The 19,060-nt window shown below is 64.1% G+C and carries 18 protein-coding genes and 1 pseudogene; 7 read left to right on the plus strand and 12 right to left on the minus strand.

The features are described 5' to 3' along the window. The first annotated feature begins 56 nt into the window (after positions 1-56). Positions 57-886: pseudogene (locus tag E8E75_RS16170) on the plus strand (SDR family oxidoreductase). Between the two features lie 26 nt (positions 887-912). On the opposite strand, the gene E8E75_RS16175 reads toward E8E75_RS16170, so the two are convergent. From E8E75_RS16175 to E8E75_RS16185, 3 genes are read right to left on the minus strand one after another with little or no spacing between them, the layout of a single operon-like run. Then, positions 913-1,680 carry a DNA-binding domain-containing protein gene (locus E8E75_RS16175; RefSeq protein ID WP_120652774.1) on the minus strand — a complete coding sequence of 256 codons (768 nt, stop codon included), beginning with the start codon at positions 1,678-1,680 and terminating at the stop codon, positions 913-915. Next, on the minus strand, positions 1,671-2,516 hold the full coding sequence (locus tag E8E75_RS16180; RefSeq protein ID WP_153922374.1) for a DUF692 domain-containing protein: 846 nt from the start codon (positions 2,514-2,516) through the stop codon (positions 1,671-1,673). The genes E8E75_RS16175 and E8E75_RS16180 overlap by 10 nt, the downstream gene beginning before the upstream one ends. A 47-nt stretch (positions 2,517-2,563) precedes the next feature. Beyond that, a complete protein-coding gene (locus tag E8E75_RS16185; protein WP_028628621.1) occupies positions 2,564-2,824 on the minus strand; it encodes a membrane protein in 261 nt (86 codons plus the stop codon). Between the two features lie 174 nt (positions 2,825-2,998). Between E8E75_RS16185 and E8E75_RS16190 the strand changes: the two genes are divergently transcribed. The 3 genes from E8E75_RS16190 to E8E75_RS16200 are packed head-to-tail and all read left to right on the plus strand — an operon-like array spanning position 2,999 to position 4,219. Continuing rightward, complete coding sequence (locus E8E75_RS16190) at positions 2,999-3,367, plus strand: hypothetical protein (RefSeq protein WP_120652776.1); 369 nt, start codon at positions 2,999-3,001, stop codon at positions 3,365-3,367. Between the two features lie 21 nt (positions 3,368-3,388). Then, positions 3,389-3,925, plus strand: coding sequence for a GNAT family N-acetyltransferase (locus E8E75_RS16195; RefSeq protein WP_218584192.1), 537 nt, complete (start codon positions 3,389-3,391; stop codon positions 3,923-3,925). Between the two features lie 60 nt (positions 3,926-3,985). Next, entirely contained in the window at positions 3,986-4,219 is a 234-nt protein-coding gene (locus E8E75_RS16200; protein WP_120652778.1) for a hypothetical protein, read from the plus strand. On the opposite strand, the gene E8E75_RS16205 is transcribed toward E8E75_RS16200, so the two are convergent. Together E8E75_RS16205 and E8E75_RS16210 are read right to left on the minus strand one after the other, a co-directional pair. Beyond that, positions 4,216-4,536, minus strand: coding sequence for a cupin domain-containing protein (locus E8E75_RS16205; protein WP_120652779.1), 321 nt, complete (start codon positions 4,534-4,536; stop codon positions 4,216-4,218). The genes E8E75_RS16200 and E8E75_RS16205 overlap by 4 nt on opposite strands. Next, positions 4,533-5,438 carry a DMT family transporter gene (locus E8E75_RS16210; RefSeq protein ID WP_120655266.1) on the minus strand — a complete coding sequence of 302 codons (906 nt, stop codon included), beginning with the start codon at positions 5,436-5,438 and terminating at the stop codon, positions 4,533-4,535. Before E8E75_RS16210 ends, E8E75_RS16205 begins: the two co-directional genes overlap by 4 nt. A 147-nt stretch (positions 5,439-5,585) precedes the next feature. Here E8E75_RS16210 and E8E75_RS16215 point away from each other — a divergent pair, with 147 nt between their 5' ends. After that, complete coding sequence (locus tag E8E75_RS16215; RefSeq protein ID WP_120652780.1) at positions 5,586-6,458, plus strand: AraC family transcriptional regulator; 873 nt, start codon at positions 5,586-5,588, stop codon at positions 6,456-6,458. On the opposite strand, the gene E8E75_RS16220 is transcribed toward E8E75_RS16215, so the two are convergent. From E8E75_RS16220 to purL, 3 genes are all read right to left on the minus strand, one after another. Next, on the minus strand, positions 6,459-6,776 hold the full coding sequence (locus tag E8E75_RS16220; protein WP_120652781.1) for a YqfO family protein: 318 nt from the start codon (positions 6,774-6,776) through the stop codon (positions 6,459-6,461). It lies immediately after the preceding gene. A 170-nt stretch (positions 6,777-6,946) separates the two neighbouring features. Beyond that, positions 6,947-7,207 carry a CDGSH iron-sulfur domain-containing protein gene (locus E8E75_RS16225; RefSeq protein ID WP_153922367.1) on the minus strand — a complete coding sequence of 87 codons (261 nt, stop codon included), beginning with the start codon at positions 7,205-7,207 and terminating at the stop codon, positions 6,947-6,949. A gap of 168 nt (positions 7,208-7,375) precedes the next feature. Next, complete coding sequence (purL, locus tag E8E75_RS16230; protein ID WP_153922364.1) at positions 7,376-11,272, minus strand: phosphoribosylformylglycinamidine synthase; 3,897 nt, start codon at positions 11,270-11,272, stop codon at positions 7,376-7,378. 166 nt (positions 11,273-11,438) lie between these two features. Between purL and mltF the strand changes: the two genes are divergently transcribed. After that, on the plus strand, positions 11,439-12,902 hold the full coding sequence (gene mltF, locus E8E75_RS16235; protein ID WP_120652784.1) for a membrane-bound lytic murein transglycosylase MltF: 1,464 nt from the start codon (positions 11,439-11,441) through the stop codon (positions 12,900-12,902). A 99-nt stretch (positions 12,903-13,001) separates the two neighbouring features. Here the strand turns inward: mltF and tadA are convergent, their stop codons facing one another. Together tadA and E8E75_RS16245 are read right to left on the minus strand one after the other, a co-directional pair. Next, positions 13,002-13,493 carry a tRNA adenosine(34) deaminase TadA gene (tadA, locus tag E8E75_RS16240; RefSeq protein WP_120652785.1) on the minus strand — a complete coding sequence of 164 codons (492 nt, stop codon included), beginning with the start codon at positions 13,491-13,493 and terminating at the stop codon, positions 13,002-13,004. A gap of 7 nt (positions 13,494-13,500) precedes the next feature. Continuing rightward, on the minus strand, positions 13,501-14,865 hold the full coding sequence (locus E8E75_RS16245; protein ID WP_153922362.1) for a multicopper oxidase family protein: 1,365 nt from the start codon (positions 14,863-14,865) through the stop codon (positions 13,501-13,503). Between the two features lie 215 nt (positions 14,866-15,080). On the opposite strand from E8E75_RS16245, the gene E8E75_RS16250 reads away from it, so the two are divergent. After that, positions 15,081-15,734, plus strand: coding sequence for an intradiol ring-cleavage dioxygenase (locus E8E75_RS16250; protein ID WP_120652787.1), 654 nt, complete (start codon positions 15,081-15,083; stop codon positions 15,732-15,734). Positions 15,735-15,865: 131 nt separating this feature from the next. Here E8E75_RS16250 and guaA read toward each other — a convergent pair whose 3' ends face one another. Together guaA and guaB are read right to left on the minus strand one after the other, a co-directional pair. Further along, positions 15,866-17,443 (minus strand): glutamine-hydrolyzing GMP synthase, encoded by a 1,578-nt coding sequence (guaA, locus tag E8E75_RS16255; RefSeq protein ID WP_153922359.1) that lies wholly within the window; start codon positions 17,441-17,443, stop codon positions 15,866-15,868. 80 nt (positions 17,444-17,523) lie between these two features. Beyond that, complete coding sequence (gene guaB, locus E8E75_RS16260; RefSeq protein ID WP_120652789.1) at positions 17,524-18,993, minus strand: IMP dehydrogenase; 1,470 nt, start codon at positions 18,991-18,993, stop codon at positions 17,524-17,526. Positions 18,994-19,060: the final 67 nt, after the last annotated feature.

Raw genomic sequence — 19,060 nt, forward strand, 5'->3', positions numbered from 1 at the left:
TCAGGGAGAGGGCTGGGGAGAGGGCGAACCGGATGCCCCCCAGCAAAGGACTCGAGATGCCCAATTCCACCGCCCTGATCACCGGTTGCTCCAGCGGCATCGGCCGCGCCCTGGCCGACGCCTTCAAGGCCGCCGGCTACAGCGTCTGGGCCACCGCCCGCAAGCCGCAGGACCTGGCCACGCTGGAAACCGCCGGCTTCGTCGCCGTGGCGCTGGACGTGAATGACCAGGCCGCCGTCGCCACCCTTGCCGAGCGACTGGAACGGGAGGAAGGTGGTCTCGACGTGCTGGTAAACAATGCAGGCTTTGGCGCCATGGGGCCGCTGCTGGACGGCGGCGTCGATGCCTTGCGCAAGCAGTTCGACACCAACGTCTTTGCCCTGGTGGATGTGACCCGCGCCTGTTTCCCGCTGCTGCGTAAACGCCGGGGCCTGGTGGTGAACATCGGCAGTGTATCGGGCGTTCTGGTCACGCCCTTCGCCGGTGCCTATTGCGCCTCCAAGGCCGCGGTCCATGCACTCTCCGACGCCTTGCGCCTGGAGCTGTCGCCTTCGGCATCGAGCTGATGGAGGTGCAGCCAGGCGCCATCGCCTCCAGCTTCGGTGCCAGCGCCACTCGCGAGGCCGAAGCCCTGATCGCCGAAGATTCCCCCTGGTGGCCGGTGCGCGAAGGCATTCGCGCACGAGCCCGCGCCTCCCAGGACAACCCCACTTCAGCCACAGACTTCGCCCGCACCTTGCTCGCTGCCGTACAACGCAAGCCCCGTCCGACGCTGGTGCGCATCGGCAACGGCAGCCGCGCCCTGCCGCTGCTGGCGCGCTGGGTGCCAAGAGGCGTGCTGGAACGGGTGCTGAAGAAGCGCTTCGGACTGGGCGTCGAACTCTAGGAAAAGCCGGTCGGACGGCGCCAGACTCAGCCTGCGCGCCTGACCACACCCTCACTTATCCACAGTTTCAGCCAGCCAGCCGCCAGCATCGGATCGCCGAGCTCCGCGCACAGGCCAGCAAAGCTCCAGCCCTGCGCCACCATGCCCAGCAATGCATGGCCTTCTTGCTCGGCAAGGCTGCGGTATTGCCCCACCAGCCCCTGACGCCAGACCAGGCACAGTTCGGCTCGCTCCAGCAGCTCGCTGCCAGGGAACTCGCGACCATCCTTCACCGCCCGCCACAGGGCCAGGCTGTTATGCCGACAAGGCACCCGCTGCACACTGGGCACCAGCGCCAGCTGCAGCTCGGGCCAGTCTTCAGCAGGCAAATGCGCCATCTGCTCCAGGGTCAGCGGCTCATCCGCCGGAGCATCGAAGGCCAGGGTGAAGGCCCACTCAAGCCGCGCCAGCTCGGCCAAGGGCGCGGACTGATCCGGCACCAGCCAGGACTCGATGAAATCGGCGAGACTCGCCCCCAGCCAGCGCAGGCTGAAATGCCGCGACGGATGGGCACGCAGGTAGGCGTGGGCCAAGGCCTCGAACTCATCGTCGCCGAGCCAGTGATGCAGTGTCGGGTAGTCGCCACGCAACGCCTCGACCAGCCGTGCGCGGAAGGCATGATGGTAAATCTGCAAGCCCTCCAGCGCGCCCAGTTCCGGGCCGCCACGAATGGCTGCGAGCAGTTCGGCGTCGGCTAGGTCGCATTCATCCAGCAAGTAGGCCTCGAAGCGCTGCTGAAATTCGCTCAAGCGCATACCACCTCCTTTCCCAGGGTGACGTCCGCCAGTTCCCGTGCCTTGCCCAACTCGGCCAGCAGCTCATCCAAAGGCGGCAGGTGGTCGTCACGCTCCAGCAGGGTGGCAACCGGCCCCAGGTGTTCAAGGGTGCGCTGGTAAAGCTGCCAGACCGGATCACAGATCGGTGCATCGTGGGTATCGATCAGGTAGTGGCCGTAGTCGCTATGACCGGCCAGGTGCAACTGGCGGATGGCGGTTTTCGGCAGTGCGCGGATGAAGTCCCAGGGATCGAAACCCTGGTTACGCGCGCTGACGTACACGTTGTTCACATCCAATAGCAGTTCGCAGCCGCTGAGTTCCACCAGGGCGGCGAGGAATTCCCATTCGCTCATCTCGCTGTCGGCACAGCGCAGGTAACTGGAAACGTTCTCCAGCACCAGCGGCCGGCCCAGCGCGTCCTGCACCTGCCGGACCCGTTCGGCCACATGGGCCAGGCTCTCTTCGGTGAAGGGCAGCGGCAGCAAGTCATGGAGCTGGTGGGCGTTGCCACGGCTCCAGCAGAGATGATCAGAGACCCAGCGAGGCCTGATGCGCTGGGCAAGTGCCTTCAACTGCAGCAGATGATCGCGGTCCAGCGGGTGCGGGCCGCCAATGGACAGCGACACCCCGTGCATTACCAGCGGATAGCGCTCGGCAATGGCGTCCAGGTAGTAGAGCGGCTTGCCGCCGCCTACCAGGTAGTTCTCGGAGATCACCTCGAACCAGTCCACCGTGGGCTGTCGTTCGAGAACCTCCTGGTGATACTGGCTTCGCAAGCCCAGGCCGAAACCCAGGCTGGATGGGTGCTCATGCATGGCCGGTCTCCCTGGATCGGGGTGGCCCGCAGGCCACCCCAGCCTCATCAGGGACCGACCTTGCCGCCGGCGGAATTGCACTCGGCCAGCGTGGTGCTCTTGAAGCCCTGGCCTTTACAGGCACCCTGTCCCTTGCACGAGTTGTTAGCGGTCTTGCAGTCGTTCTGACCTTTGCAGGCGTTGATGCCGTAGCAGTGCACCATGGCTTCTTCGGCCATGACCTGGGTCGGCAGGCTGGCGAACAGACCGGCAGCGGCGAGGGCCAGGGCGACGCCGGCAGCGGTGGTGGTGGAAGTCTTGGTAGTCATTTTGTGCATCCTCGGGATGGTTGTCTTTGGCCGGCTTGCTGCGCCGGACATAGAGATAGAGAACGCAGCCGAGCTAGCGTTACAGGCGTGGAAAAAAATTTGCGATACCACCTGAATCGGTTGCCCGGATAGCATTCGGCTACAGTTGCCACAGCCCAACAACGAGATCCCGTCATGTCGCTTACCTTGCGCTACGCCGTCGGCGGCGTGGCCCTGGCCATCGTCCTGAACCTGCTCCTTCGCAGCTTCGTGAAAATCGGCGGCATCTTCGCCACGCTGTTGATCGCTGCCGCCACGGCCGCCCTGCTGGCCCTCGCGTTCCGCCTCATCCAGCGCCGCTTACCCGAGCCCGGTGAGCGTTGGCGCATCGTGCTCACCTACGGCGGCCTGCTTGGGCTGCTATACCTAGGACTGCTAGCGATGATGACTCTGCAGGACACGCCCAGCCCCATGGGCGTACTGCTGTTCCTGGTCCATTACCTCTGTTATCCGGTGATGGCCGCATTGCTGCTGTCGGAGCGGGTATTCACGAAGGTCCGCTGACGGCCAACAAGGATGTCCACCATGAACTACCGCCCCTTGCGCGTGCCGGCCGATAGCGAGCGGCTCGCCGCTTTCGATGCCTCCTACATCACCTCGCACATCTGGCGCGTCGAGGCCGATGGCCTTGCACTGCGACTGGTCGAGGAGAAACTCGCCGAGCCCTTCCACAAGGCCTATGACGCCGCCGGGTTTCCCGATGATGTAGCCGATGCCGACTTCGCCCTTGCAGCCGAAGCCCGCGACGGCAGCCTCGCCGGTTTTGCATGCGTGCGCCTGGTGCCGTGGAACCGCAGCGCTGAACTGAGTGCGCTGTTCGTTGCACCGGCGCACCAGGGCCAGGGCATCGGTCGTGCACTGCTGGAAGGGGCGATGGCCTATGCCCGCAGCCAGGCGATGCGCTGCCTGTGGCTGGAGACCCAGACCAGCAACTACCCTGCCATCGGTTTCTACCAGCGCGCCGGTTTCACCTTCTGCGGGTTGAACACCATGCTTTACGATCCGACGGAAGTGGCGGCCGAGGAAATCGCCCTCTACCTGAGCCACCCGCTCGACGGCTGATTCGATGGAACCGCCGCTGCATCGCTCGCCACTAAGCAGAAGGCGTGCGAGGAATTGGCGATGGACTACCTGGACCTGCTGCAATGGCCGGCGATGCTGGTGACCGTCCTGGCTGCCTGGCTGATCGGCTCCAATCAGGAGTCACGACGCAATGTAGGTTTCTGGGTGTTCATGACGAGCAATGCGCTCTGGATCGCCTGGGGGCTGTACGCCCACGCCTATGCGCTGATCGTGCTGCAGCTCTGCCTCGCGGCGATGAACATGCGAGGGGTGAAGAAGACCCAGAACGACTAGATGCTCCCCTCCCGCTCGATCACCAGGACTCGGGCGGCGCCAATCGGATGGGCGACATGTTCGCAACCTACCTCGGCGAAGAAGATATCCCCTGCCCCTAGCAGTACCCGCAATTCATCGCCTTCCTCGCGATAACGCATCTCTACCTCGCCATCGAGTACGGCGAAGACTTCAGGCCCGTCGTTGACGTGCCAGACATAGGGCTGGTCGGTCCAGTGCAAACGCACTGTGGTGCCGCCCATATTGACCAGATCCATCGCGCCCCACGCCCGCTCCGCGGTGAAGTCTCGGCTGCGTACCACGCGCCCGGCGCTCATGCGCGACCCGCCGTGGCAGCAGCCGGCATGGATGTCTTGGGCTTGCGGAACACCAGTACGTTACCCGCCATCACGAGGCCCAGCCCGAACAACGCGGGCAAGGTCCATTGGTAGCCTTCGACGAAGGCCGAGATATTCAGCGCCACCACCGGGAACAGCACGGTGCAGTAGGCGGCGCGCTCCGGGCCCATGCGTCCCACGAGGGTCAGGTAGGCGGTGAAGCCGATCACCGAGCCGGGAATCGCCAGGTAAAGCAGAGAGCCGACGTAGCGGGTGTTCCACTCCATGCCGAAGGGCGTACCGCTGACCAGGCACCAGGCGGCCAGCATCAGGGCACCGTAGAACATGCCCCAGGCGTTGGTGGTCAACGGCTTGAGTCCGGCTTTCTGCTGCAGGCTGGAGAGCATGTTGCCGGCGGAGAAACACAGTGTGCCGAGCAGCGCCAGGCCAAGACCGATGAAAGTTTCACGGCTGGCGGTGTGGTGAGACAGCTCTGGCCAGAACAGCAAGCCCAACCCCAGCAGGCCAAGGCCGCCGCCACCGAGCACGTTGGGTGCAATGCGCTGGCCAAAGAAGATTCGTGCATTAAGGGCGTTCCACAGGGTGGCGGTGGAGAACACTACGGCGATCAGCCCGCTGGGTATCCACTGGCTTGCGGTGTAGAAGCACATGAAGTTGACACAGAACAGGCACAGGCCCTGGGCCAGGCAGATCATCTGCGCTCGACCATCGAGCTTCTGCAAGCGCCGGCTGATCAGGAGCAGGGCGAACAGCACCGCGGCGGCCAGGGCGAAGCGGTAAGCGATCGACGCAGGAATGGCGACGCTGCCCATCTGCAGCTTGATGGCGATCCAGGTAGTGCCCCAGATCAGGACGGTGAGCAGGTAGAGGGACAGGTTCATCACGGCGACTCCGGTTTCGACGGAACCAGTCTCCATCCACCACCTGCCACCCGCTTGCACAAACTTGCGCTTATCTCGTCGGATGGCTGCCCGTCGGTTTACACGCGCGCTAGGATGAACTCCATTCGTACACCGGCCGCTCCGTCCATGTCGTTACTCGAACAGAATCAGGTCTTCCAGTCCCTCAGCAGTTCGCCTCATGCTCGCCTTGAGCACAGCGCGGAGCTGGGTGACGGCCTGGGCGCGGCACTCTGGAGCAACCACCACGACGCGCGGGAATACCAGGGGCCGAAAGTCCACACCCTGTCCTGCTACCTGGAGGGCGGCACCGGCACCTACCGCCGCGAGCGGCCGGATACCAAGGGCGCACCGGGCAAGCTGTGCATCCTGCCGGCCGGCCACGAATCATCCTGGGTGATCAACGGCGAGATCCGCCTGGCGCATCTCTATTTCAGCGCGGAGCACTTCGCCCAAGCGGCGGTGACCCTGCTGGACCGCGAACCCCGCGAACTGCAATTGTGCGAGCGCACCTTCCTCGATGACCCACAGCAGGCGCAGAACTTCCATCAGTTGGTCCGCCTGGACTGGGACGAACCCGGCGAGCGCCTGCGCGCCACCAGCCTGGCGCACGAGATGATCCATCACAGCCTGCTGACTCAGGTGGGAATGCGTGAAGGGCTGCGACTGAAAGGTGGATTGGCGCCGGCCTTGCGCAAGCGCCTGGCGGACTACATCGAGACCCGCCTGGCCGAGCCCATCAGCCTGGGCGAGCTGGCGACCTTCTCGGCGCTGTCGGAATATCACTTCGCGCGGATGTTCCGCGAAAGCTTCGGGATGCCGCCGCACCAATATGTGCTGGCGCGACGCCTGGAACGGGCGCGCAAGCTGCTGCGTGAGACCGAGCTGCCCCTTGGCGAAATCGCCCTGGCCTGCGGCTTCGCCAGTGCCAGCCACTTCAGCAATCGCTTCCGCTCGGCGGTTGGCGGCACGCCAGGAGCTTTCAGGGCCGCATTTCGCTGATCAGAACACCAGGTCGGACAGGCGCCACACTTCGAAGGCCGGCGTTTCGTATGGGTGAGCCTTCTTCAGTGCCTTGACCGCATCGTGGATGAGCTCATCGGCCACCACCATTTCCACTTTCCATTCCGCCACCTGCTCGACGATTCCGGACTGGCCCAGGTAGGGATTGCTACCCTCCAGCGGACGGAACTGTCCCTGGCCGAGCGCCTGCCAGCAACAGCTGTCATAGGCGCCGATACGCCCGCCGCCAGCGGCGAAGATGGACTTTTTCACAGGTTCCAGATGGCTCTCCGGAACGTAGAAACACAGCTTGTACATCGGGTCCTCCGCGTGGCTCCGAATACGGGTTCATGCCAGGAAATGATGTCACGAATGATGGCATTTTGACGTCATATTGCCGAGGCACGGTTCACATACGGCGATTTGGACCCGTAGCGCAGCAATGCGTTCTGCGTGGGGATAGTGCGTCTGGTGATAAAGGTGAAGTGCTACTCACCTTTCCAGAAGCGCCGCCAGCGCTGGCCGAGGCTGGGTGTGGGCGGGCTGTGACTGCCATCGCACCACGGCAGCCGCGCGGACAGGCCACAGCGGCAGAGCAGTAACCGCTGCTCGCGACGAGCGGTCAGGTCGAAGCCGCCAGAGCAAGAGGAAGGACAATCAGGCAGCTGTGGCGAACGACCACAGCGGCAGAGCCGGCAGCGATCGCCGGGTTGGAGCAGGCGGACTTCAGGAAGAATCGGGTCCGGCATGGGTGAGGCTCGAAAACAAAAAAGGCGGGAGAAGATTGCCTTCTCCCGCCTTTCACTGTCGATGTCCGAGTGGGCCAATCATGCGGAGCTGGCTGAAACGCCCTCTCCCGCCCTTCGGGCACCCTCTCCCCGGGGGAGAGGGTCATCAGAACGGCCTGCAGCCGGCTATCAATCCACCCAGACGCGGGCGTTGCGGAACATGCGCATCCAGCCGCCGTCTTCCTGCCACTCGTCCGGGCGCCAGGAGTTCTGCACGGCACGGAACACGCGCTCCGGGTGCGGCATCATGATGGTCACACGGCCGTCACGGCTGGTAAGGCCGGTGATGCCACGGGGCGAGCCGTTCGGGTTGGCCGGATAGGTCTCGGTGACCTTGCCGTGGCTGTCGACGAAGCGCATGGACACGCAACCGGACAGGTCGGCTTCCAGCAGTGCTTCTTCGCTTTCGAACTCGGCGTGGCCTTCGCCGTGGGCGATGGCGATCGGCATGCGCGAACCCGCCATGCCACGCAGGAAGATCGAGGACGACTCCTGAACCTGAACCATGGCCACGCGCGCTTCGAACTGCTCCGAGCGGTTGCGCACGAAGTGCGGCCAGAACTCGGTGCCGGGAATCAGCTCGTGCAGGTTGGACATCATCTGGCAACCGTTGCACACACCCAAGGCGAAGCTGTCCTTGCGCTCGAAGAACGACTGGAAGCCATCACGGGCACGGGAGTTGAACAGGATCGACTTGGCCCAGCCCTCACCAGCGCCGAGTACGTCGCCGTAAGAGAAGCCACCGCAGGCCACCAGGCCCTTGAAGTCTTCCAGGCTGACGCGGCCGGCAAGGATGTCGCTCATGTGCACGTCGATGGCAGCGAAACCGGCGCGGTCGAAGGCGGCGGCCATTTCCACCTGGCCATTGACGCCCTGCTCGCGCAGGATCGCCACCTGCGGACGCGCGCCCTTCTTGATGTAGGGCGCGGAGATGTCCTGATTGACGTCGAAGCTGAGTTTGACGGACAGACCGGGGTTGTCTTCCTCCAGTAGCGAGTCGAACTCCTGATCGGCGCAATTGGCGTTGTCACGCAGGCGCTGGATGCGATAGCTGGTCTCGGACCATTGGCGCTGCAGCATGCGGCGCTCACCGCCGAACACGGCTTCACCATTGAAGCTGATGGCAACGTTGGCGCCATTGACCGGCTGGCCGATTACCGCGACGCAGTCGCCGAGGCCGGCGGCGCTGAACTGGGCCAGCACTTCCGGCGTGGCGTCCTGGCGAACCTGGATGACCGCACCCAGTTCTTCGTTGAACAGCACGGCAGCCAGGCCTTCACGGTTGTCCGCCAGGGCGTCCAGGTAGATGTCCAGACCGCAGTGGCCGGCGAAGGCCATTTCCAGCACGGTGGCCAGCAGGCCGCCGTCGGAACGGTCGTGATAGGCCAGCAGGTGGCCATCGGCGTTCAGGCCCTGGATCACGGCAAAGAAGGCTTTCAGGTCTTCGGCGTCGTCTACGTCCGGGGTCTGCTGGCCGAGCTTGCTGTAGACCTGGGCCAGGATGGAACCGCCCATGCGGTTCTGGCCACGGCCGAGGTCCACCAGAATCAGGTCGGTTTCGCCCTTGTCCAGACGCAGCTGCGGGGTCAGGGTCTGGCGCACATCGCTGACTGGCGCGAAGCCAGTAACGATCAGCGACAGCGGCGAGGTGACGGACTTGTCCGCACCCTCGTCCTGCCAGCGGGTCTTCATGGACATGGAGTCCTTGCCCACCGGGATGGTGATGCCCAGTGCCGGGCACAATTCCATGCCAACGGCCTTGACGGTGTCGTACAGACGGGCGTCTTCACCCGGGTGGCCGGCAGCGGCCATCCAGTTGGCGGAGAGCTTGATGTCACCCAGCTTCTCGATCTTCGAAGCAGCCAGGTTGGTGATGGTCTCGCCAATGGCCATGCGGCCGGACGCAGGGGCGTTCAGCAGGGCCAGCGGGGTGCGCTCGCCCATGGCCATGGCTTCACCGGTGTAGACGTCGAAGCTGGTGGCGGTGACAGCGCAGTCGGCTACCGGAACCTGCCAGGGGCCGACCATCTGGTCGCGGGCCACCAGGCCAGTGATGGTGCGGTCGCCGATGGTGATCAGGAAGTTCTTGCTGGCCACGGCCGGGTGATGCAGTACACGACTGACGGCGTCATCGATGTCCAGCTCGGCGGCGGCGAAATCATCGCCCAGCTCGGCTTCGCGGCTGACCGAACGGTGCATGCGCGGCGGCTTGCCGAGCAGGACTTCGAGCGGCATATCCACCGGTTTATTGCCGAAGTGGCTGTCGGCCACGGTCAGGTGCGGCTCCTCGATGGCCTCGCCGACCACGGCGAACGGGCAGCGCTCGCGTTCACAGATGGCCTTGAAGCGCTCGAAGTCGGCGGCGTCCACGGAGAGCACATAGCGCTCCTGGGACTCGTTGCACCAGATTTCCAGCGGGCTCATGCCCGGCTCGTCGTTGGGCACGGCGCGCAGTTCGAAGCGACCGCCACGGCCACCGTCGTTGATCAGCTCCGGCAGGGCGTTGGAAATACCGCCGGCACCCACGTCGTGGATGAACTTGATGGGGTTTTCCGAACCCATCTGCCAGCAACGGTCGATCACTTCCTGGCAGCGACGCTCCATTTCCGGGTTGTCGCGCTGTACCGACGCGAAATCCAGGTCGGCGGAGCTGGAGCCGGTAGCCATGGAGGAAGCAGCGCCACCGCCAAGGCCGATGAGCATGGCCGGGCCGCCGAGGACGATCAGCTTGGCGCCGATGGAGATTTCGCCCTTCTGCACGTGCTCGGCGCGGATGTTGCCCATGCCGCCGGCGAGCATGATCGGCTTGTGATAGCCGCGCACTTCTTCACCGTGGGGGGTGTCGATGGCTTGCTCGAAGGTACGGAAGTAGCCGGTCAGGGCCGGACGGCCGAACTCGTTGTTGAACGCGGCGCCGCCCAGCGGGCCTTCGATCATGATGTCCAGCGGAGTGACGATGCGCTCGGGCTTGCCATAGGGCTTTTCCCAGGGCTGCTCGAAACCGGGGATCTGCAGGTTGGAAACGGTGAAGCCGGTCAGGCCCGCCTTGGGCTTGGCACCACGGCCGGTAGCGCCTTCGTCGCGGATCTCGCCACCGGAGCCGGTGGAGGCGCCGGGGAACGGGGCGATGGCGGTCGGGTGGTTGTGGGTCTCCACCTTCATCAGGATGTGCACGGGCTCCTGGGTGGCACCGTACTGACGGGTTGCCGGGTCCGGGAAGAAGCGGCCGGCGGTAGAACCCTCGATCACCGAAGCGTTGTCCTTGTATGCGGACAGAACGCCTTCACGGTGCATTTCGTAGGTGTTCTTGATCATGCCGAACAGGCTCTTCTCCTGCGCCTGGCCGTCAATGTCCCAGCTAGCGTTGAAGATCTTGTGGCGGCAGTGCTCGGAGTTCGCCTGGGCGAACATCATCAGCTCGACGTCGTGGGGATTGCGACCCAGATCGTTGAAGCTCTTCACCAGGTAGTCGATTTCGTCCTCGGCGAGCGCCAGGCCCAGTTCGACGTTGGCCTTTTCCAGCGCAACGCGGCCACCACCGAGAATATCCACAGCGGTCAGCGGCTTGGGCTGGGCGTGGCTGAACAGGCCGGAAGCCTGTTCCGCGCCGGCCAGCACCAGCTGGGTCATGCGGTCATGCAGGCTGCTGGCGATGAGCTGCGCGTCGGCGTCGCTGAACTCGCCTGTCACGTAGTAGGCGATAGCGCGTTCCAGGCGCTCGATCTTGGCCAGGCCGCAGTTACGAGCGATGTCGGTGGCCTTGCTCGACCAGGGCGAGATGGTGCCGAAGCGCGGCACTACCAGGAACAGGCGGCCGCTGGGCTCCTGAACCGGGACGCTGGGGCCGTACTTGAGCAGGCGGGCCAGGACTTGCTCTTCCTCCCCGCTGAGTACGCCAATCACTTCGGCGAAGTGGGTGAACTCGGCGTAGAGTCCGCTGACGGCGGGGACCTTCTGGGTCAGTTGCTCGAGCAGTTTGCCGTGGCGAAAAGCGGAAAGGGCGGGAGCACCGCGCAGGATCAACATCTTCGGGACAGCCTCTGGGGAAGGGGTGTGCTTGGAGGCCGTGCATTCTAGCGCAAAGCGCCGCTTTCCGGCACCTCTGAAGGTGCCTCGCGTCGCCCGACAGCTAGCAGAGAAGATGCCCGCTGTCGAGATATGGCGCCCGCCAGGCTTTGCGTATACTCCGTGGATGCTAAATAACCACGTGTTCGGCACACGTCGGGCGTTCTGGGCCCTGGCCACCGGATTCTTCCTGATGCTCGTCGGCTGCAAACAGCCCACCACCCTCGAGCGCGTTCAGGAGGAGGGTGTGCTACGCGTGATTACACGCAACAGCCCCGCCACCTACTTCGAAGATCGTAACGGCGAAACCGGATTCGAGTACGAACTGGTCAAGCGATTCGCCGACGACCTGGGCGTCGAGCTCAAGATCGAAACCGCCGACAAGCTGGATGATCTGTATTTCCGCCTGGGCCAGGCCAACGGCCCGGTCCTGGCCGCCGCAGGTCTGGTGGCCAGCGACGCGCGCAAGAACGACGTGCGCTTTTCCCACTCCTACCTGGATGTCACCCCGCAGATCATCTACCGCAACGGCGAGCGTCGCCCTACCCGTCCAGAAGACCTGGTGGGCCGCCGTATCCTGGTACTCAAGGGCAGCAGCCATGCAGAGCAACTGGCGGCGTTGAAGGCCACCCTGCCGGGACTGAAGTACGAGGAATCCGACGAAGTCGAAGTGGTCGACCTGCTGCGCATGGTCGACGAGGGGCAAATCGACCTGACCCTGGTGGATTCCAACGAGCTGGCGATGAACCAGGTCTACTTCCCCAATGTACGCGTGGCCTTCGACCTGGGTGACGCCACCAGCCTGGCCTGGGCCATGGCGCCAGGCGAAGACGACAGCCTCTACAACGAGGTCAACGCCTTCCTCGGCAAGGCTCGCAAGGACGGCACCCTGCAGCGCTTGAAAGATCGCTACTACGGCCATGTCGATGTACTCGGCTACGTCGGCGCCTACACCTTCGCCAAGCACCTGCAGCAACGCCTGCCCAAGTACGAGCAACACTTCCGCCTGGCTTCGCAGAAAAACGACGTGGACTGGCGCCTGCTGGCGGCCATCGGCTATCAGGAATCCCTCTGGCAGCCCACCGCCACCTCCAAGACCGGTGTGCGCGGCCTGATGATGCTGACCGAGGGCACGGCCAAGGCCATGGGCGTGTCCAACCGGTTGAATGCCCAGCAGAGCATCCATGGCGGCGGCAAGTACTTCACGCTGATCAAGGACGGTCTTTCCGAGGATCTCAAGGAGCCGGACCGTACCTGGTTCGCCCTGGCCGCCTACAACATCGGCATCGCCCACCTGGGTGACGCCCGCAAGCTGGCTGAGGCCGAGGGCCTGAACCCGAACAAGTGGCTGGACGTGAAGAAGATGCTGCCGCGCCTGTCGCAGAAGCAGTGGTACCGCAAGACCCGTTATGGTTATGCCCGCGGCGGCGAGACCGTGCACTTCGTACAGAACATCCGCCGCTACTACGACATCCTCACCTGGGTAACCCAGCCGCAAATGGAAGGCAGCCAGTTGGCCGAGAATGCCAGCCACCTGCCTGGCATCAACAAGACTCGTCCGCCGGAAGACCAGCAGGACGAGAAGCTCTGAGCTGCCCCTTCCGGCCAAGAAAAAGCCCGCATCAAGCGGGCTTTTTCATGTCGGACCATCACCTGACCTTGGCCGGACCGCCTGTCGCAAGCTTCCGCCTCAGGCGTCCTTGCGTGCAGCTCGACGGGCCTGGAAGAAACCGGAGAGCATCTCGCTGCACGCCAGCGCCAGCACGCCACCTTCAACCAGCACACGGTGATTGAGAAATTCCTGGTCGAAGAACTGGCCACGGCTGACCACCACGCCCGCCTTGGGTTCTGTGGCGCCGTAGACGACGCGGGTTATCCGCGAATGGACGATGAGCCCGGCGCACATGCTGCAGGGTTCGAGCGTAACGTACAGCGTGCTGCCTACCAGACGATAGTTCTCCAGGCGGCTGGCAGCATCGCGCACCGCCACCATCTCGGCATGGGCACTGGGGTCATGGCCGGAGATCGGGCAATTGAACCCGCGCCCGACGATCTCGCCGTCCTTGACCAGCACCGCGCCTACCGGCACCTCCCCCAGCGCCGCGCCCTGCTGGGCCAGGGCGAGGGCTTCGCGCATGAAGTGTTCGTCGCGGCTGCGGTCGATGATCTGGGGCTGGCGCATGGCAGGTTCAGACAACCTCGATGGCGGCCATCAGGCCGGTTTCCATATGGTCGATGACGTGGCAGTGGAACATCCAGACACCCGGATTCTCCGCCACCAGCGCGATGCGCGCGGTCTCGTTCTTGCCCAACAGGTAGGTGTCGGTGAAGTAGGGAATGATCGACTTGCGGTCCGAGTCCAGTACCTTGAACGCCATGCCGTGCAGGTGAATGGGGTGCAGGTACTGAGCCATGTTGCGCAGTTCGAAGATGTAGTGGCCATCCTTCCTCAGCCTGGCAATGGGACGATCCGCGCAAGTCTTGTCGTTGATATCCCACGCCTTGCCGTTGATCTGCCAGTAGTTGCTCGGCCGTCCGGCGGCGCTGGCCAGGGTGGCGGCCCACTCGAAGTTGAAGCGCAGCACCTGGGCTTTCTCCAGGTCGGGCTCGGGTACCGGGTTGTCCGGTAGCGGCGCCGGCCAGTCGCCCGGTGCTTCACTGCTGGCCACGCTCTTCAGCGTCGCCAGGCGCAACGGACCATTGCGCAGGGGCAGTTCGGTACCTTCAGCCGGCACCTTGATCGCCAGCTCGATGCGCATGCCCGGCCCCAGCCAGTACTCCTTGCCCAGGTCGCGCGGCTTCACCGGATGGCCGTCGAGGGAATAGATGCGCGCTTCCGCCCCCGGCATGTTGAGCCGATAGGTAACGGTGTTGTCCAGGTTCAGGATACGCAGACGCACCACTTGCCCCGCGGGCAGCTCGATGGTCGGGAGCGACTTGCCGTTGATGGTACTCAGGCGACCACGGGTACCTTCACGGGCAGCCTCGCGGGGAACGCTGAAGGCGGTGAAGGCGCCTTCCTGGTCCACATGCCAGGTCTTCAGGCTGAGCACTTTTTCGTGTTTGAAGCCAGAAGGTTCACGCTCCTCGACGATTAGCGGGCCAACCAGGCCGCGCCCCAACTGATGGGCACTGGACAAGTGCGGGTGGTACCAGAAGCTGCCCGCGTCGTCGGTCTTGAAGCGATAGTCGAAGTACTCGCCGGGCAACACCGGCAACTGCGAAACGTAGGGGACGCCGTCCATCTCCAGGGGCACACGGATGCCATGCCAGTGGATCGTGGTTGGCTCTTCGAGCTTGTTGATGAAGCGCACCCGCAGCCAGTCCCCCTGGCGCGAGCGCAGTTCCACGCCAGGCGCCTGCCCGCCATAGGCCCAGACAGGCGTGGTGTGGCCGGGAACCAGTTCGAGGTCCAGCGGTGCGGCGATCAGTTCGTAGTCGTGGGTCTTTGCATCCAGGGTGCGGCCCAGCCAGTAGCGGGCACCACCGGCGCCAAGGCCAACAACGCCGAGGCCGGCCAGGCCGCCGAGAATCTGTCTGCGAGTGAAGGACATGGGGGTCAGGCTCCTCTGGGGAAGAACAGGGCTGTCCCATCGGCTAATCGAACCAGCCTCTGTCGGGCTGGCTTTGGGGCGCACAAGATACACCCGGGAACTGTGAAAGATAAGTGAAAGCATCTGCATTGGCCGCGACCGATGGGCGCAGCAGTCGTTTCGTGCCAGGTCTAGGATGAAAGAGATGTCCCGACTCTCTTCAGAGGAGCGTCTCCGTGCATCCTACCCGCCGCCAACTGATGCAATTCGGTCTTGGCGGCCTGGTGTTGTTGAGCTGGCCGAGATTCAGCCTGTCCGATAACACCAGGGCCTGCCATCTCAGCCCGGAGCAGACCGCCGGGCCCTTCTATCTGGAAGATGCGCTGTTGCGCCAGGACATCACGGACGGCAAACCAGGCACTGCGTTGCGACTGCAGTTCGAGGTGCTGCAACTGGACGGCTGCCATCCCCTGGGCGATGCCGCCCTGGAAATCTGGCACTGCGATGCGCAGGGCGCCTATTCGGGCGCAGGAAGCGACTCTGCGAGCCGCTTCCTGCGTGGCGTACAGATCACCGACGACGACGGCCGCGCAGAATTTCGCAGCATCATCCCTGGCTACTACCCCGGCCGGACCAACCATGTTCACCTCAAGGTGCATCTCAGTGAACGGGATATCCACACCGGCCAGCTGTACTTCCCCGAGTCGGTCATCCGCCCGGCGATGGCGAAAGCGCCCTACTCCCTCCCCGGCCAGGACTGGACGCGGCTGGAGCAGGACTACATCTTCCGACGTCAGCAGGGCGAGCAGTCAATGGCCGAACTGGTCGCGGACGGCGACGGCTTCATCGCGCGCCTGACTCTGGTGGTCGATACCCACGCCAATGCGTAGGTTGGGCAGCTCCGCAGGGTGCGCCATGAGCACCAGGATTCCCATGCGGACAAAAGCCGACGCCCAAAACAAAACGGCCAGGCTTTCAGGGCCTGGCCGGTCGCTTTACCGCATGGACGCCGAAGCGCCCATCATTCCCACTCGATGGTCGCTGGCGGTTTGCTCGACACGTCGTAGGTGACGCGGGAGATGCCTTCGATCTCGTTGATGATGCGGTTGGAGACGGTCTCCAGCAGCTCGTAGGGCAGGTGCGCCCAACGGGCCGTCATGAAGTCGATGGTTTCCACCGCACGCAGGGCCACGACCCAGGCATAACGACGACCATCGCCAACCACGCCGACAGACTTCACCGGCTGGAACACCACGAAGGCCTGGCTGGTCTTTTGGTACCAGTCCGCCTTATGCAGCTCTTCGATAAAGATGTGGTCCGCACGACGCAACAGGTCGGCATATTCCTTCTTCACTTCGCCGAGGATGCGCACGCCCAGGCCCGGGCCGGGGAACGGGTGGCGATAGACCATGCTATAGGGCAGGCCCAGTTCCAGACCGATCTTGCGCACTTCGTCCTTGAACAGTTCGCGCAGCGGCTCGACCAGTTCGAATTGCATGTCTTCCGGCAGGCCACCGACGTTGTGGTGGGACTTGATCACGTGGGCCTTGCCGGTCTTGGCGCCGGCCGACTCGATCACGTCGGGGTAGATGGTGCCCTGGGCGAGGAACTTGATGCCCTGCAGCCGGGTGGCTTCCTCATCGAACACTTCGATGAAGGTACGACCAATGATCTTGCGCTTCTCTTCCGGATCGGCGACGCCGGCCAGGCGGGAGAGGAACTTCTCTTCAGCGTTGGCACGAATCACACGCACGCCCATGTTCTCGGCAAACATGGCCATCACGTGATCGCCCTCGTGCAGGCGCAGCAGGCCGTTGTCGACGAAGACGCAGGTCAACTGGTCGCCGATGGCGCGGTGCAGCAGCGCCGCGACCACGGAGGAGTCGACGCCGCCGGAAAGGCCCAGCAGCACCTTGGACGAGCCCACCTGGGCACGCACGGTGGCGATGGCGTCTTCGACGATGTTGGACGGGGTCCAGAGGGCGGCGCAGCCGCAGATGTCCAGCACGAAGCGGGAGAGGATGCGACCGCCCTGCTTGGTGTGGGTCACTTCCGGGTGGAACTGCACGCCGTAGTAGGCGCGGTGATCGTCAGCCATGGCGGCGATCGGGCAGCTCGGGGTGCTGGCCAGGATATGGAAGCCCGCGGGCATGTCGGTGACCTTGTCGCCGTGGCTCATCCATACGTCTAGGCCGAGTACGCCGTCGTCATCGATATGGTCTTCGATGCCGTCAAGCAGGCGGGCCTTGCCCACCACGTCGACGCGGGCGTAACCGAACTCGCGCAGGTCGGAGCCTTGCACCTTGCCGCCCAGTTGTTCGGCCATGGTCTGCATGCCGTAGCAGATGCCGAACAGCGGCACATTCAGGTCGAACACGGCCTGAGGCGCGCGCGGGCTGTTGGCTTCATGCACCGACTCGGGACCGCCGGCGAGGATGATGCCGCGCGGAGCGAAGGCGCGAATCGCCTCGTTGCTCATGTCGAACGGGTGGATTTCGCAGTACACGCCGATCTCGCGCACACGGCGGGCGATCAGTTGGGTGTACTGGGAACCGAAGTCGAGGATCAGGATCCGGTGGGCGTGAATGTCTTGGGACATGGCCATCTCTCGTTACGGAATTCACAAACGACACGGGGCTGAATCAGACAGCCCCGTGACGCATTAGCTTTCAGTCAGCCTCAACCAACGCGGTAGTTCGGGGCTTCCTTGGTGATCTGCACGTCGTGGACGTGGGACTCGGCCATCCCCGCGCCGGTAATGCGCACGAACTGCGGCTTGGTACGCATTTCTTCGACGGTGGAGCAGCCGGTGTAGCCCATGGAGGCACGCAGGCCGCCCATCAGCTGGTGAACGATGGCGGTCAGGGTGCCCTTGTAGGGAACGCGACCCTCGATGCCTTCCGGAACCAGCTTCTCGGCACCCGCCGAGGAGTCCTGGAAGTAACGGTCGGAGGAACCCTGGGACTGGGCCATGGCACCCAGCGAGCCCATGCCGCGATAGGCCTTGTAGGAACGGCCCTGGAACAGTTCGACTTCGCCCGGCGCTTCTTCGGTACCAGCGAACATGGAGCCCATCATCACGCAGGAGGCGCCCGCCACGATGGCCTTGGACAGGTCACCGGAGAAGCGGATGCCGCCGTCGGCGATCAGCGGGATGCCGGAGCCGGCCAGAGCGGCGGCAACGTTGGCAATGGCGGAAATCTGCGGTACGCCGACACCGGCAACGATACGGGTGGTGCAGATGGAGCCCGGGCCGATACCGACCTTGACCGCGTCAGCGCCAGCCTCGGCCAGGGCCTTGGCGGCTTCGCCGGTAGCGATGTTACCGCCGATCACCTGTACGTGCGGGTAGGTGTCCTTGACCCAGCGCACGCGCTCGATCACGCCCCTGGAGTGGCCGTGGGCGGTGTCAACCACCACCACGTCGACACCAGCGGCAACCAGTGCGGCAACGCGCTCGCCGGTATCGGCGCCGGTACCTACGGCAGCACCTACGCGCAGGCGACCCAGGTCATCCTTGGAAGCCAGGGGGTAAGTCTTGGCCTTTTCGATATCACGGAAGGTCACCAGGCCGCGCAGGTGGAAGTTGTCGTCGACCACCAGCATCTTTTCGATGCGGTTTTCGTAGAGCTTGACCTTAATCTCTTCCAGCGGGGTGCCTTCGCGGGAGGTCACCAGATTGTTCTTCGGCGTCATGATCGCGGCGACGGTGTCACCGACGTTCGGTTTGAAGCGCAGGTCGCGACCGGTCACGATGCCGACCAGCTCGCCTTCATCCACCACCGGGAAGCCGGAGAAGCCGTATTCACGGGCGATCTGCAGCAGCTCGATGATCTTGGTGGAGGGGGTTACGGTCACCGGGTCACGGACGATCGCGGTCTCGTGGCGCTTGACCTTGCGCACCTCGGCAGCCTGCTGCTCGATGGTCATGTTCTTGTGGATGATGCCGATGCCGCCTTCCTGCGCCATGGCGATGGCCAGACGCGCTTCGGTCACGGTATCCATGGCCGCGGAGACCAGCGGGATGTTCAATTCGATGCCGCGGGTCAGGCGGGTCTTGAGGCTGACATCCTTCGGCAGAATCTCGGAATATCCCGGAATCAGGAGAACGTCGTCGAAGGTCAGGGCTTCTTGGCTGATGCGCAGCATGGCGGGGGCTCCCAGGCGGGAAAATTGGAAGCGCGCCATTATAACGAGGCCACGGCCTCTGCTCAAC

Origin of the sequence: Pseudomonas sp. BN606 (assembly GCF_029873115.1) — a bacterium.
Taxonomy (GTDB): domain Bacteria; phylum Pseudomonadota; class Gammaproteobacteria; order Pseudomonadales; family Pseudomonadaceae; genus Metapseudomonas.

What these genes read in the sequence shown, in the direction of transcription:
- E8E75_RS16175 (WP_120652774.1), bottom strand. Translation starts at nt 1,680, where the DNA reads ATGCGCTTGAGCGAATTTCAGCAGCGCTTCGAGGCCTACTTGCTGGAT.
- E8E75_RS16180 (WP_153922374.1), bottom strand. Translation starts at nt 2,516, where the DNA reads ATGCATGAGCACCCATCCAGCCTGGGTTTCGGCCTGGGCTTGCGAAGC.
- E8E75_RS16185 (WP_028628621.1), bottom strand. Translation starts at nt 2,824, where the DNA reads ATGACTACCAAGACTTCCACCACCACCGCTGCCGGCGTCGCCCTGGCC.
- E8E75_RS16190 (WP_120652776.1), top strand. Translation starts at nt 2,999, where the DNA reads ATGTCGCTTACCTTGCGCTACGCCGTCGGCGGCGTGGCCCTGGCCATC.
- E8E75_RS16195 (WP_218584192.1), top strand. Translation starts at nt 3,389, where the DNA reads ATGAACTACCGCCCCTTGCGCGTGCCGGCCGATAGCGAGCGGCTCGCC.
- E8E75_RS16200 (WP_120652778.1), top strand. Translation starts at nt 3,986, where the DNA reads ATGGACTACCTGGACCTGCTGCAATGGCCGGCGATGCTGGTGACCGTC.
- E8E75_RS16205 (WP_120652779.1), bottom strand. Translation starts at nt 4,536, where the DNA reads ATGAGCGCCGGGCGCGTGGTACGCAGCCGAGACTTCACCGCGGAGCGG.
- E8E75_RS16210 (WP_120655266.1), bottom strand. Translation starts at nt 5,438, where the DNA reads ATGAACCTGTCCCTCTACCTGCTCACCGTCCTGATCTGGGGCACTACC.
- E8E75_RS16215 (WP_120652780.1), top strand. Translation starts at nt 5,586, where the DNA reads ATGTCGTTACTCGAACAGAATCAGGTCTTCCAGTCCCTCAGCAGTTCG.
- E8E75_RS16220 (WP_120652781.1), bottom strand. Translation starts at nt 6,776, where the DNA reads ATGTACAAGCTGTGTTTCTACGTTCCGGAGAGCCATCTGGAACCTGTG.
- E8E75_RS16225 (WP_153922367.1), bottom strand. Translation starts at nt 7,207, where the DNA reads ATGCCGGACCCGATTCTTCCTGAAGTCCGCCTGCTCCAACCCGGCGAT.
- purL (WP_153922364.1), bottom strand. Translation starts at nt 11,272, where the DNA reads ATGTTGATCCTGCGCGGTGCTCCCGCCCTTTCCGCTTTTCGCCACGGC.
- mltF (WP_120652784.1), top strand. Translation starts at nt 11,439, where the DNA reads ATGCTAAATAACCACGTGTTCGGCACACGTCGGGCGTTCTGGGCCCTG.
- tadA (WP_120652785.1), bottom strand. Translation starts at nt 13,493, where the DNA reads ATGCGCCAGCCCCAGATCATCGACCGCAGCCGCGACGAACACTTCATG.
- E8E75_RS16245 (WP_153922362.1), bottom strand. Translation starts at nt 14,865, where the DNA reads ATGTCCTTCACTCGCAGACAGATTCTCGGCGGCCTGGCCGGCCTCGGC.
- guaA (WP_153922359.1), bottom strand. Translation starts at nt 17,443, where the DNA reads ATGTCCCAAGACATTCACGCCCACCGGATCCTGATCCTCGACTTCGGT.
- guaB (WP_120652789.1), bottom strand. Translation starts at nt 18,993, where the DNA reads ATGCTGCGCATCAGCCAAGAAGCCCTGACCTTCGACGACGTTCTCCTG.